We start from the raw sequence: 12,703 nt of genomic DNA, 5'->3' as shown, positions 1-12,703 counted from the left end.
TGCCGGTGCCGGACCCCTTGACGGCGGTGCCTCTTGGGAGTGAGATCCCAACCCTCGCGTGCGGTTGTGTTCGGTTGAACCCCGAGGAGGGGGACATGGCACAGTCATCGTTCAGCGGTCCCGGCGCTCCAGCGGTCATGACAGGACATCGGATGTCCCGGCGCACTCTCCTGCGGGGCACCGCCGTCGGGGCCGGGGCGGTCACGCTCCCCGCACTGCTCAGCGCCTGTGGCGAGAAGCCGGGCAGCGACAAGAACGAAGTCACCATGGGCTCCAACTCCTCGGACGCCGTGCCGAAGAAGGCGTTCCAGGACGCCTTCGACGCGTACGAGAAGAAGACCGGGAAGACGGTCGAGGTCCACACCACAGAGCACAACGAATTCCAGCAGAACATCACGCGCTATCTCCGCGCCACACCCGACGACGTCTTCATGTGGTTCGCCGGATACCGCATGCAGTACTTCGCCGAGAAGGATCTGCTGGTCGACATCAGCGATGTGTGGAAGGACTTCAGCGGCTTCTCCGAGGCGCTCAAGGAGCAGTCCACGCACGAGGGCAAGCAGTACTTCGTGCCGTACTACTACTATCCGTGGGCCGTCTTCCACCGCAAGAGCCTCTTCGAGAAACAGGGGTACGAACAGGCCAAGAACTGGGACGACTTCATCGCCCTGGCCAAGAAGATGCACAAGGACGGGATTCCGGTCGCCTTCTGCGACAAGGACGGCTGGCCCGCGATGGGCACCTTCGACTACATCAACCTCCGCCTCAACGGCTACGACTTCCACAAGGGCCTGATGGCGGGGGAAGAGGCCTGGACGGACACCAAGGTCAAGAAGGTCTTCGACCTGTGGCGCGAACTCATGCCGTACTACCAGAAGGGCGCACTGGGCCGCACCTGGGAGGAGGCCGGCCAGGGACTCCAGCGGCGCAAGACCGGCATGGCCGTCTTCGGAATGCCGCACCCGGGCCAGCAGTTCCCCGCCGACGAGCGCGACGACATCGACTTCTTCGCCTTTCCCGAGATCGACCCCGCGCACGGCCAGGACGCGGTGGAGGCACCCATCGACGGATTCCTGATGGCCGAGAAGGCGAAGAACAAAGAAGCGGGCAAAGACCTCCTGAGGTGGCTGGGGACCCCCGAGGCAGAGGACATCTATCTGGCCGGCGACCCGAACAACGTCGCCGTCAACGACGGCGCCGACACCTCCAAGTACAGCGCGCTCCAGAAGAAGTCCGCCGAACTGGTCTCGGGCGCCGAGCACATCTCACAGTTCCTGGACCGCGACACACGCCCCGACTTCGCGCAGACCGTCATGATCAAGGCGCTCCAGGACTTCATCGACGACCCGAACGACGTCGACGGCCTGGTCAACAGCATCGAACGGCAGAAGAAGGACATCTTCTCGCAGGACGTCGGCTGACGATGGCCCGGCCGACCCGATTCACCCGCCGTGACACGGTCGTCCTCGGCGTGCTCCTGGGCATTCCCGTCCTGATCGAAGCCGTCATCATCTGGGGCCCCACCCTCGCCTCCATAGGCCTGTCCTTCACGTCCTGGGACGGCATCGGCGACGTCGAATGGGTGGGCGGAAAGAACTACGAAAGCCTCGTCGACAACTATCCCGCCTTCTGGCCCGCCGTACGCCACAACCTTCTCTGGATCGCCTTCCTCGGCCTCGTGGCCACGCCCTTCGGACTTCTCCTCGCGGTCCTCATCGACCGCGGCGTCCGGTTCAGCCGCTTCTACCAGTCCGTGCTCTATCTGCCCGTGGTCCTCTCGCTCGCGGTCGTCGGTTTCATGGCACAACTGCTCCTCGGCACCGACCAGGGCGTGGTCAACACCGCCCTCGGCGACGAAAACGATCCGATCGACTGGCTCGGCGACTCCGACCTCAACCTCTGGATGATGATGCTCGCCGCGAGCTGGCGGCACACGGGATACGTCATGATCCTCTATCTGGCCGGGCTCAAATCGGTCGATCCCGCACTCAAGGAAGCGGCCCAGATAGACGGGGCGAACACCCGCCAGACCTTCTTCCGCGTCGTCTTCCCGACGCTGCGTCCGGTCAATGTCGTCGTCGGCGTGATCACGGTCATCGAAGCGCTGCGTGCCTTCGACATCGTGTACGCGGTGAACAAGGGCCGCAACGGCCTGGAACTGCTCTCCGTACTCATCACCGACAACATCATCGGCGAGGCGAGCCGCATCGGATTCGGCTCGGCCATCGCGGTCGTCCTGCTCACCGTCTCCCTGGGATTCATCGTGACGTTCCTGGTCCAAGAGCTGCGAGGTGCGCGCGACCGATGACCGCAGAGCCACGCACCGCACCCCCTCGCCGCCGCGGCGCTTTCGGCGTCCCCCTCTTTCTCGCCGCCGTGTCCCTCGCCTTCCTGGCCCCGCTCCTGCTGGCCGTCTACGCGTCACTGCGGCCGTACGAAGAGACGGCAGAGCACGGCTACTTCTCCTGGCCCGACCGGCTGTCCCTCGACTACTACCGCGAGGCCTACACCGAATCCGGTATGGGCAAGTACTTCACCAATACGCTTCTGATCGCCGTCCCCGCGGTGCTCGTCACGCTCTTCTTCGCGTCCTTCGTCGCGTTCGCGGTGGCGCGCCTGCGGATCCGTGGCGGCATGTCCCTCCTGATGCTCTTCACGGCGGGAAACCTCCTGCCCCCACAGGTCATCGTCACCCCGCTCTACGCGCTCTTCCTGAAGATCCCGCTGCCCTGGTGGATGTCCGACTCGCTCACCCTCTACGACTCCTTCTGGGCGCTCATCGTCGTCAACATCGGCTTCCAGATCGGTTTCTGCGTGTTCGTCCTCTCGAATTTCATGCGGACGCTGCCGAAAGAGATCCTGGAGGCGGCGGTCGTCGACGGTGCGGGAGTCTGGACCCAGTTCTGGCGCATCACACTGCCACTGTGCCGCCCGGCCCTTGCGGCCCTCGCCACCCTGGAATTCACCTGGATCTACAACGACTTCCTCTGGGCCCTGATCTTCATCTCCAACCCCGACAAACTCCCGATCACCTCTTCACTGAACAACCTGCGCGGCCAGTTCTTCACGGACCACAACCTGCTGGCCGCAGGATCGGTCCTGGTGGCACTCCCCACGGTCCTGGTCTTCCTCCTCCTGCAACGCCACTTCATCGCGGGGCTGACGCTGGGGACGGGGAAGGGCTGACCGGCCTGGGATTCCGTATCCCAGACCGCCCCACCCAGGGGTTGGGTGAAGGCCGCCGGAGAGGCTGTCTCCAACGCCCGCCCCTTCGCGCGCAGTCGCTTCGCCGATGTTGGAAGTGGGACTCGGGGAGAATCTGGGGAGATCCATTCGGCAGAGGTGACCATGCGGCCTTCGAATTTGGCGCGGACCCCTATCTCGCGGGCTGACGGTGCGGGAACCACCCCCAGCTGTCGTCCGTGCCGGGGGAGAACGTTGTCGCTATGACGCGTAACCGTGTTTGTCACGGAATAGCCATACCGCCTACACCCGGTAGACGTCTGCTGCATGATGGCGTCCTCCAGCCCAGGAGCAGGGGGAACCATGTTCAACCGAGACCCGCAGAAGGCGGCAGAGAAGGCCGCGCAGCGCGAGGCGAAGAAGCAGGGCAGAGCCGAGGCGGCAGCTCAGCGGAAGACGGAGAAGGACGCCCTCAAAGCGTGGCGGCAGGCGCACCCCGCCGAGGCGACGATGAACATGGCGGCCATGATGAAGCTGTGGCCGTCGTCGAAGATGGGCGTGACCCAACTCGGCCCGGTGAAGGGCGGCAGCGCAGAGTTCGTCAATGCGGGCGCGCACAAGGCCTGGACGGCCACACGCCTGGTCGCGGGCGCCGCCACCTTGGGGATGTCCGCAGCCACGACCGGCCGGAAGAACAAGGGGGCAGCCGTCATCAACGTGACCTTCGGCAACGGCGCGGCGCAGACGTACACAGTGAAGCCAGACGCGTCATACCTCAAGGCCGCCAACCAGTACGTGACCGCGTTCAACACGCTCGCTGCCCAGCTTGAGCAGGAGGAGCAGGCTGACGCCTAAGCACCTTGTGGAAGGCTCCGACCGTCATCGGTCGGGGCCTTCACCATGCGGAGAACGGCGCGAACCATCCGGAACTCCGCCTCATCGTCGAACTTGGCCGAATCACGCCCCGTCCGGCGCCGTGTTGATGACAGAGCGCCCGACATGACCAGCCTCGTAAAGCGGCTGAAACTGCTCCGTCGCCGCGTACTGCATCCAGAACCGCCCCCGAAGGCGAAGTATCCGACGCGGGGAACGACTCGGTACCCCCCCCACCGAGCACGCCCTTGCGACGTCGCTGGCGTCGGGTGTTCGGGCGCCCGACGCCAGCGGCATGAAGGACACGAGACACGCACATTACGTGCCGCACTTTGTCCTACGGCGGTTCTACGGTCACGTCAGAACTGATCAAGCAACGCGGAGTCACCATGAATGTGCGGCGCCCACGGACGGGTCGGCCAGACAGCGGGGAACACGTCGAAGGGGGAGCGGCATGACGGGGGCGTCGGCCGTCGAGAGGCAGGGCCGGCTCCTCGATCACCTCGACCGCTGCGCGGTCTGCCAACGCTTCAAGTACTGCCCCGCCGGCAGGCTGCTCCAGCGGCAGGTCCGGGAGGCTCGCCGTGCTCTGCGCCCGATGTGACCGGCCGATCCTGCCGGGGCAGCCGTACACCACCCACGACATCCACAGCGCGTCGGCGGGCGGGGCGACGGTGCGGGTGCATGTCGCCTGCCCGGCGAATCCGCGCAGGTGACGGCCAGGGACGCCGTCACTGTCAGTGGTGGGTGCCACGATGGCGTGCATGGAGATCTTCGAGTGGGGGCCGCTGCTCAAGCGGTGGAGCGAGGAATGGCTGGACGCGCTGGCCGCGAGCGAGCCGGAGGAGATCGACGAGCTCGACGAGGACATCGTGCGGGAGCGCTGGCTCGGGTTTGCGCCGGCCGATCCGGCACGGCTCGCGGACCTGGAGGAGCGGGTCCGGGGCCTCGGCATCGAGGTGCCGCTGCCGCCGTCCCTCCGCTCCTTCCTGGAGACGACGGACGGCTGGCGCTTCGCGGGCGGCTTCGTCTACCTGCTGGCGGGGGCGGAGGACATCACCCCGTACGGAGATCCGTACGACTTGCAGAAGATGTACGAGAAGCACCAGGACGAGCACGCCACCGAGCAGCAGCTGCTGGAGACCGGCATGTGGGGGCGGGCCCTGCAGCTGGCGGTCGACTCCGACATGACGGATGTGCTGCTCGACCCCGGCGATGTGGACGCCGACGGTGAGTGGGCCGTCTATGTACGCCATGGGTGGAGCGGCGAAGGCCCCGATCGGTACGGATCGTTCCGTGCGTTCATGGAGGAGATGTACAAGGAGTTCTACCGCCTGGGCGGCGGCGACGCCGACTTCGGGAACGGAGTGACGCAGGAGCTCGACGACAAGGTGGAGCAGGCCCGACTCGCCTGTCTGCGAGGGGAGTTGGACGCGGCGCTCACCATCTTCGACGAGGTGGGGGAGTTCGGCAGACCGCGGGCGGGCCTGCTGGCCGCACAGCTCCGGGTGCTGCTCCACGGGCGGGGCTGGGTGCCGGTCGACCCGCGCATGGACGATCCGCTGTACGCGGGCGAGGCCCTGCCCCTGAAGGCACGCGACCACCTGCGCGAACACCGCATGGACGACGCTTTCGTCCTCGGCCCGGTGACCGATGACTACGCCACCGACAGAGAGCGGGCCAAGACCGTCCTGGACCAGATCAGACGGCGTACGTACGAGTACGCCTCACCCGGCCCCTTCGGGCGCGCGGTCCAGGAGGCCAGGGAACTGGCGCGCTGGGGCGACACGGACGGCGCCTGGCGGACGATCGCGGCGGCAGTCCCGCAGTGGGAGCCGTACGGCGAGGACCATGTGGCGCCCTTCGGCCTCCTCGGCGATCCCTTGCTCGGGCCGGTCGTCACGCCGGAGCGGGGCCGGCAACTGCTGACGACGCCGCGGGCGGTCGGTGGCGGGGGAGTGGCGTCCGTGCCTGCGGCTGACACGGAGGCGGCGCGTGACGGGCTCGGGTGGCTGGCCCGGGGCGCGAGCGGCGGACCGCGCCGGGAGACATACCGGTTCGTCCTGGTGGAGGGCGTGCCTCCCGAAGAGCTTGCGGAGCGGTTCGGGACCGGACCGCTGGAACCGGTGGCGGGCGAGACCGAGCTCTGGGAGCTCCAGTTCTCACCACAGCAGGGGCAGTTGTCCCCACAGCAGGGGCGCCGAGGCCCCCTGGCCCGGGTCGGCGCCCGGGACGGCTGGAGCTTCGCCTTCGAGTCGGCCCCGCGGCTCACCTTCGACCCCGACCGCCTGGCCCACCCGGGCACCGAGCTGTCACGCGGCACCCGTGCCCTCACGGTCCGGTGTCGGCAGGGCCTGTTCCACTTCGCCTGCGCCGAGGACGGCGCGGAGCGGTACGGCTTCACGGTCCACGGGGCCGAGCGGCGCGAGTGGGGCGACCTCCCGGCCGCGCTCTCTCCCGACCACCTCTTCCCGGACCCCGCCGGGCCGGCCACCGACCGCTCGGACGAGATCCGTGCCCTGGACGCGATAGCGGCGACGTTCGACGCCTCGCTGCCCCGGTTCGCCCTCGACCACGGCAGGCTGCCGACACTCCGGACCAAGCCGTGGACCGGTCAGACCTCGTCGTGACCCTGCGGTTCGCAGAGCGCCGCCTCCAGCGTCGGTGCCGGCGACAAGGCCGACATGAGCTTCGTGACGCGCAACATGCGCAGCGTCATCGGCTGCCTGCACACCAGACGGAGACGACCGCCTCTGCGGGTCACCCGTCGGTGGGCCCGCATGAGCAGGGAGAGCCCGGAGCAGTCGAGGAAGGTGACGGGGGTCAGGTCGACGATCACGAGGGGTTCGGGCCCCGCGGTCACGGCGTCCAGCAGCGGAGCCATCCGCTGGTAGGTGACGAGATCCAGCTCTCCGTGCATCTCGATCACGATCGCGTGGTCGAGTCCGTACACCCGTGGAGCGTGGTCGCAGTCTTCGCGTGCGTGGTCGAGCAGTTCGTGTTGGAGCATCCATCCCCCCAGCGCCGGCGCCGAGGTGCTCCCGCGGGAGCGTGGCGCAACCGGTGTGCCAGTCGTGAGGACACCGGGGGCCGGGGTGTCTGTCGCAGAACGCTAGCGGGGACCGGGGCGCTCCGGAGTGAGGGAACGATTCATGAAGGGCGTCGCCACACATTGGGATGAACCTGAGGCGATTCCCTTGACGTGTCGCCTTGCGTCTCCTGGGGGCGGGTGGCGGAGACTCCAGGGGCATCGTCACACCGCTGCGTCGCGGGAGACTCCGCTCCCGACAGCGCCGGGTTTCCATGGCAGGGTGTTGCGGGCAAGCCACAGGGGGCCAACAGAAGAGGGGGAACCGTGATCGTCTGGATCAACGGCGCGTTCGGTGCGGGAAAGACCAGCGCCGCACGGGAACTGATCGAGCTGATCCCGAACAGCACACTCTTCGACCCCGAGGTCATCGGCGGCGCGCTGCCCTATCTGCTGCCGCCCAAGCGCCTCGACGAGGTGAGCGACTATCAGGACCTGCCGATCTGGCGCCGCATGGTCATCGACACGGCCGCCGCTCTGTACGCCGAGGTCGGCGGCGTCCTCGTGGTGCCGATGACGCTGCTGCGCCAGGCGTACCGCGACGAGATCTTCGGCGGTCTCGCCGCGCGCAGGATTCCCGTACGACACGTCCTGCTCGCCCCGGACGAAACGATCCTGCGCGAGCGAATAGCCGGCCGGCCCGTACCACCTGACCTGCCCGACGGTGACCTGCGCGTACGGCAGTGGTCGTTCGACCACATCGAGCCGTACCGCGCCGCCCGCGCCGACTGGCTCGACATGGACGCGCACCTCGTAGACACCAGCGCCCTCACCCCCTATGAGACCGCCGAACACGTCGCTGACGCCGTCCGCAGCGGGGCCGCGCCCGTCTGTGACATCGTGCAGACACCGGAGCCCACCGCGGAGACCCTCGCCGCCGGGGTGCTGCTCTTCGACGAACAGGACCGGGTGCTCCTCGTCGACCCCACGTACAAAGCGGGCTGGGAGTTCCCCGGCGGCGTCGTCGAGCCCGGCGAGGCCCCCGCGTGCGCGGGCGTGCGCGAGGTCGCCGAGGAGACCGGCATCCAACTGGCCGGCACCCCCCGCCTGCTGGTCGCCGACTGGGAACCGCCGAACCCGCCCGGCTATGGAGGGATCCGGTTCCTCTTCGACGGCGGACGGCTCGACAGCAGTGGGGTCCGGATGCTGCTGCCAGGACCCGAACTCCGCGGCTGGCGCTTCGTCACCGAACAGGAAGCCGCCGACCTGCTGCCCGCCGTACGCTACGAACGGCTGCGCTGGGCACTGCGCGCCCGGGAGCGCGGCGCCATGCTCTACCTGGAGGCGGGTATTCCGATCGGCGGGTAGCCGAGCGCGGCGCCTCGGAGGCCCAGCCCCTCGCCGGGCCTCCGGGCCGCACCGGTCAGTTCGCCGCGTACTTCCGCAGGAACAGCGCCTCGGCCACCGAGAGCCGCTCCAGTTCCTCGGGCGACACGCTTTCGTTGACCGCGTGGATCTGCGCCTCCGGCTCGCTCAGCCCGATCAGCAGGATCTCCGCGCTCGGGTAGAGCGACGAGAGGGTGTTGCACAGCGGGATGGAGCCGCCCTGCCCCGCGTACTGCATCTCCTCGCCCGGGTAGGCCTCGCTCATCGCCTCGGCCATCGCCGCGTACGCCGGGCTCTTCGTGTCCGCACGGAACGGCTGGCCCTGCCCGATCTGCTCGGTCCGCACCCGCGCGCCCCACGGCGTGTGCGCCTCCAGGTGCGCGCGGAGCAGCTTCGTCGCCTCGGCCGCGTCCACGCCCGGCGGCACCCGCAGGCTGATCAGCGCCCGTGCGCTCGCCTGCACCGACGGCGTCGCGCCGACCACCGGCGGGCAGTCGATGCCGAGGACGGTGACGGCGGGCCGCGCCCAGATGCGGTCGGCGACCGTGCCGTGACCGATCAGCTCGACACCGTCGAGGACCTTGGCGTCCTTGCGGAAGACGGTCTCGTCGTACTGCAGCCCGTCCCACGCCTCGTCGCTCGTGAGGCCGTCGACCGTCGTCGTCCCGTCCTCGGCGCGCAACGAGTCAAGGGTGCGCACCAGCGCGGCGAGGGCGTCCGGGGCCGCGCCGCCGAACTGCCCGGAGTGGAGGTTCCCTTCGAGGGTGTCGACGCTGACGCGGACGAGCGTCATGCCGCGGAGCGTGGACGTCACCGTCGGCAGACCGACCCGGAAGTTGCCCGCGTCACCGATGACGATCGTGTCGGCCGCCAGCAGCTCGGGGTGCGCTTCCGCGTACCGCTCCAGGCCGCCCGTGCCCTGCTCCTCGGAGCCCTCCGCGATCACCTTCACGTTCACGGGGACGCCGCCGTTCGCCTTCAGGGCGCGCAGCGCGAGCAGGTGCATGATCACGCCGCCCTTGCAGTCGGCGCTGCCCCGGCCGTACCAACGGCCGTCGCGCTCGGTCAGCTCGAACGGCGGAGTGGCCCACGCGGCCTCGTCGAGCGGCGGCTGCACGTCGTAGTGCGCGTAGAGGAGGACCGTCGGCGCGCCCGCCGGGCCCGGCAGGAAGCCGTACACCGACTGTGTGCCGTCCGGGGTGTCGAGCAGCGCCACGTCCTGGAAGCCCTCGGCGCGCAGCGCGTCGGCCACCCAGTTGGCGGCGGCCTCGCTCTCGCTCCTCGGGAACTGCTCGAAGTCCGCCACCGACTTGAACGCCACCAGTTCGGTGAGCTCAGCCTTCGCCTTCGGCATCAGTGAGGCGACGGTCTCGGCGATCGGATCGGGCGACATGGGCACGCTCCTCGTAGGTGCGACGTTGTATGTGTGGGTACATGTGATCCTCCCACAGGCGGCGCCGCCGGACCTCCGCCGTAGGATGCCTGGGGAAAGCGCGGCCAACAGCGGGATCAGGAGCGGTAGACCAACGTGAGCAGCGAGAACTCAGCGGACGACACCCGGCACGTGTGGGACGTCGTCGTGGTCGGAGCCGGTCCCGCCGGGGCCTCGGCGGCATACGCGGCAGCGGTCGCGGGACGCACCGTCCTCCTCCTGGAAAAAGCCGAGCTCCCCCGCTACAAGACGTGCGGCGGCGGCATCATCGGCCCCTCGCGCGACTCCCTGCCGCCGGGCTTCGAGCTGCCCTTCCGGGACCGGGTGCACGCGGTGACGTTCACCCTCGACGGCAAGTTCACCCGCACCCGCCGCTCCCGGCAGATGCTCTTCGGGCTGATCAACCGCCCCGAGTTCGACCAGCAGCTCGTCGAGCACGCCCAGAAGGCGGGCGCCGAGCTTCGCACCGGCGTCACCGTCGCGCGCGTCGAGCAGCACGGACCCGAGGTGCCCGACCGGCGCACCGTCGCCGTCGTGCTGCAGGGCGGCGAGACCGTCCTGGCCCGCGCGGTGGTCGGCGCCGACGGCAGCGCCAGCCGCATAGGCGCGCACGTCGGCGTGAAGCTCGACCAGGTCGACCTCGGCCTGGAAGCCGAGATCCCGGTTCCGGAGACCGTCGCCGAGGACTGGGCGGGCCGGGTCCTCATCGACTGGGGCCCCATGCCGGGAAGTTACGGCTGGGTGTTCCCGAAGGGCGACACCCTCACCGTCGGCGTGATCTCCGCACGCGGCGAAGGCGCGGCCACCAAGCGGTACTTGGAAGACTTCATCGCCCGGCTCGGCCTCGCCGGCTTCGAGCCCAGCATCTCCTCCGGGCACCTGACCCGGTGCCGCAGCGACGACTCGCCGCTCTCCCGCGGCCGGGTGCTCGTCTGCGGAGACGCCGCGGGACTCCTGGAGCCGTGGACCCGTGAAGGCATCTCCTTCGCGCTGCGCTCCGGGCGGCTCGCGGGGGAGTGGGCAGTGCGGATCGCCGAGGCGCACGACGCGGTGGACGCCCGCCGCCAGGCCCTGAACTACGCCTTCGCCATCAAGGCGGGCCTCGGCGTGGAGATGAGCGTGGGGCGCCGCATGCTCCAGACCTTCGAGCGCCGCCCCGGCATGCTGCACACGGCGATCACGGGCTTCCGCCCCGCGTGGAACGCCTTCGCGAAGATCACCCGCGGCTCGACCACGCTGGGCGAGCTGGTCCGCACCCATCCGATGGTGGGCCGCGCCCTACAGGCCCGCGAGCGCTAGCCGCCCACGGCCCCTTCGTCCCTCGCCGCCGCCTTCCCCTTCCCCTGCTCCTTCCGTGGCTGCGCGGCACTGGGGGTGATCCGGAAGACGGGGTGGTCGGGCGCGGCCGCCAGGATCTCCTCGTCGGAGGAGGCGGCGGTCACGCCCTGGAAGTACTGGTTGACCTCCCAGCCCCACTTCTCCAGATAGCCGCGCAGCAGCGGTACCTTCTCGGCGTCGGGCACCTCCGCCGCGGTGAACTCGCGCACCTTGCGCCCCACCCGCAGCTCCCCGCCGCCGGCCGCGCGCATGTTCCGCACCCACTGCGAGTGCCCGCGCGCCGATACGAGGTACTGGCAGCCGTCACCCTCATGCGTATACGGGTTCACGGGGACGCGCTGCATCTTGCCGCTCTTGCGGCCTCGTACGGAGAGTTCGGTGCTGCCCATGAGGCTGACGCCGTGCCGCGCCAGCCAGCCGATCACGCTGTTCAGACGGACGTTGAGGCGGCTGCCCTTGAGGTAGTAGGGGGATGAGGTGGCGGACGTCGCAGACATGGGGGTCCTCCTTGAGGCTGCGCAGGACGCGGCCCTGGCCGGATTCCGAGAGCGGTGCTCTCGCTTGAGAGCAGTGTGTACGAGTTTGGTGTTCCGAAGCAAGAGCAGCGCTCTCCGATGTGTGCGCCGCTCTCGAACGAGGCCTGCGCTCTCGACCGTGTGCACTGCTCCAGCGCCATGGCACACTGACCCGCATGAGCAGCACCAGCGCCACCAAGGGAGCGCGGGCCCGCGCCCGCGAAGAAGTCACCGCGGCGATCAAGGACGAAGCGCGCAGGCAGCTGGCCGCCGGCGGTGCCGCGAAGCTCTCCCTGCGTGCCGTCGCCCGCGAGCTCGGCATGGTGTCGTCCGCGCTCTACCGCTACTTCCCCAGCCGCGACGACCTGCTGACCGCGCTCATCATCGATGCGTACGACTCTCTCGGGGCCGCGGCCGAGGCCGCGCACGCGGGTGTCGCCACGGAGGAGCCCGTACGGCGGTGGATGGTGGTGTGTGAAGCGGTGCGTTCCTGGGCGCTGGAGCATCCGCACGAGTACGCGCTGATCTACGGTTCGCCGGTGCCGGGCTACAGCGCGCCGGACTCGACCATCCGGGCGGCCGCGCGTGTGGGCCAGCTGCTCATCGACATCGTGCGCGACGCCCACCAGGGGCGGGGCATCGCCCTCCAGCCCCTGCCGGAGACCTTGAGCGCCGAGGGCGAGCGGCTCGCGGCGGAGTTCGCGCCCGATCTGCCGCCCGCGGCGGTCACCGCGATGGTCGCGGCGTGGGCGCAGCTCTTCGGGCTCGTGGGGTTCGAGGTGTTCGGGCAGTTCAACCGCCTCGTCGAGGAACGGTCGGCGTTCTTCGCACACGCGGTGAGGCAGCTGGCCCATGGTGTGGGGCTGCTGCGGCAGAGCTGACACTCTGGGGCCACTGTGCCCTGTCGCACGTCTACTCCCTCGGGAGTACGCGTGATCGCCACGCCCG

12 protein-coding genes are annotated in these 12,703 nt (G+C 69.2%); 9 read left to right on the top strand and 3 right to left on the bottom strand.

Going from position 1 to position 12,703, the window contains the following annotated elements:
• The first annotated feature begins 152 nt into the window (after positions 1-152).
• The 6 genes from ACH4D5_RS29675 to ACH4D5_RS29650 all read left to right on the top strand — a co-directional run bounded on the left by ACH4D5_RS29675 (position 153) and on the right by ACH4D5_RS29650 (position 6,686).
• Positions 153-1,421, top strand: coding sequence for an ABC transporter substrate-binding protein (locus ACH4D5_RS29675; protein WP_398308474.1), 1,269 nt, complete (start codon positions 153-155; stop codon positions 1,419-1,421).
• A 2-nt stretch (positions 1,422-1,423) separates the two neighbouring features.
• Positions 1,424-2,308: a carbohydrate ABC transporter permease gene (locus tag ACH4D5_RS29670; RefSeq protein ID WP_398308288.1), complete on the top strand. Its 885-nt coding sequence runs from the start codon at positions 1,424-1,426 to the stop codon at positions 2,306-2,308.
• On the top strand, positions 2,305-3,186 hold the full coding sequence (locus ACH4D5_RS29665; RefSeq protein WP_398308287.1) for a carbohydrate ABC transporter permease: 882 nt from the start codon (positions 2,305-2,307) through the stop codon (positions 3,184-3,186). Before ACH4D5_RS29670 ends, ACH4D5_RS29665 begins: the two co-directional genes overlap by 4 nt.
• 360 nt (positions 3,187-3,546) lie before the next feature.
• Entirely contained in the window at positions 3,547-4,038 is a 492-nt protein-coding gene (locus ACH4D5_RS29660; RefSeq protein ID WP_398308285.1) for a hypothetical protein, read from the top strand.
• A 472-nt stretch (positions 4,039-4,510) separates the two neighbouring features.
• Positions 4,511-4,660 carry a hypothetical protein gene (locus ACH4D5_RS29655; RefSeq protein ID WP_398308283.1) on the top strand — a complete coding sequence of 50 codons (150 nt, stop codon included), beginning with the start codon at positions 4,511-4,513 and terminating at the stop codon, positions 4,658-4,660.
• Between the two features lie 160 nt (positions 4,661-4,820).
• A complete protein-coding gene (locus ACH4D5_RS29650; protein WP_398308281.1) occupies positions 4,821-6,686 on the top strand; it encodes an SMI1/KNR4 family protein in 1,866 nt (621 codons plus the stop codon).
• Here the strand turns inward: ACH4D5_RS29650 and ACH4D5_RS29645 are convergent.
• The gene (locus tag ACH4D5_RS29645; RefSeq protein WP_398308279.1) at positions 6,671-7,066 is read right to left on the bottom strand and encodes an STAS domain-containing protein; all 396 of its coding nucleotides are present in this window, start codon (positions 7,064-7,066) and stop codon (positions 6,671-6,673) included. The genes ACH4D5_RS29650 and ACH4D5_RS29645 overlap by 16 nt on opposite strands.
• A gap of 345 nt (positions 7,067-7,411) precedes the next feature.
• Here ACH4D5_RS29645 and ACH4D5_RS29640 point away from each other — a divergent pair, with 345 nt between their 5' ends.
• The gene (locus ACH4D5_RS29640; RefSeq protein ID WP_398308277.1) at positions 7,412-8,452 is read left to right on the top strand and encodes an NUDIX domain-containing protein; all 1,041 of its coding nucleotides are present in this window, start codon (positions 7,412-7,414) and stop codon (positions 8,450-8,452) included.
• A gap of 55 nt (positions 8,453-8,507) precedes the next feature.
• On the opposite strand, the gene ACH4D5_RS29635 is transcribed toward ACH4D5_RS29640, so the two are convergent.
• Positions 8,508-9,863, bottom strand: coding sequence for a dipeptidase (locus ACH4D5_RS29635; RefSeq protein WP_398308275.1), 1,356 nt, complete (start codon positions 9,861-9,863; stop codon positions 8,508-8,510).
• A 135-nt stretch (positions 9,864-9,998) separates the two neighbouring features.
• Here ACH4D5_RS29635 and ACH4D5_RS29630 point away from each other — a divergent pair, with 135 nt between their 5' ends.
• Complete coding sequence (locus ACH4D5_RS29630) at positions 9,999-11,201, top strand: geranylgeranyl reductase family protein (RefSeq protein WP_398308273.1); 1,203 nt, start codon at positions 9,999-10,001, stop codon at positions 11,199-11,201.
• On the opposite strand, the gene ACH4D5_RS29625 is transcribed toward ACH4D5_RS29630, so the two are convergent.
• Positions 11,198-11,737 carry a nitroreductase family deazaflavin-dependent oxidoreductase gene (locus ACH4D5_RS29625; RefSeq protein WP_398308271.1) on the bottom strand — a complete coding sequence of 180 codons (540 nt, stop codon included), beginning with the start codon at positions 11,735-11,737 and terminating at the stop codon, positions 11,198-11,200. The genes ACH4D5_RS29630 and ACH4D5_RS29625 overlap by 4 nt on opposite strands.
• 194 nt (positions 11,738-11,931) lie before the next feature.
• Here ACH4D5_RS29625 and ACH4D5_RS29620 point away from each other — a divergent pair, with 194 nt between their 5' ends.
• Positions 11,932-12,636, top strand: a complete 705-nt coding sequence (locus ACH4D5_RS29620; RefSeq protein WP_398308269.1) for a TetR/AcrR family transcriptional regulator — start codon at positions 11,932-11,934, stop codon at positions 12,634-12,636.
• Positions 12,637-12,703: the final 67 nt, after the last annotated feature.

The sequence above is a fragment of the Streptomyces sp. NPDC018029 genome (assembly GCF_044327655.1).
Lineage (GTDB): Bacteria > Actinomycetota > Actinomycetes > Streptomycetales > Streptomycetaceae > Streptomyces.
The sequence above is the reverse complement of the archived record's forward strand: the minus strand, read 5'-3'. Positions and strand labels throughout refer to the sequence as shown.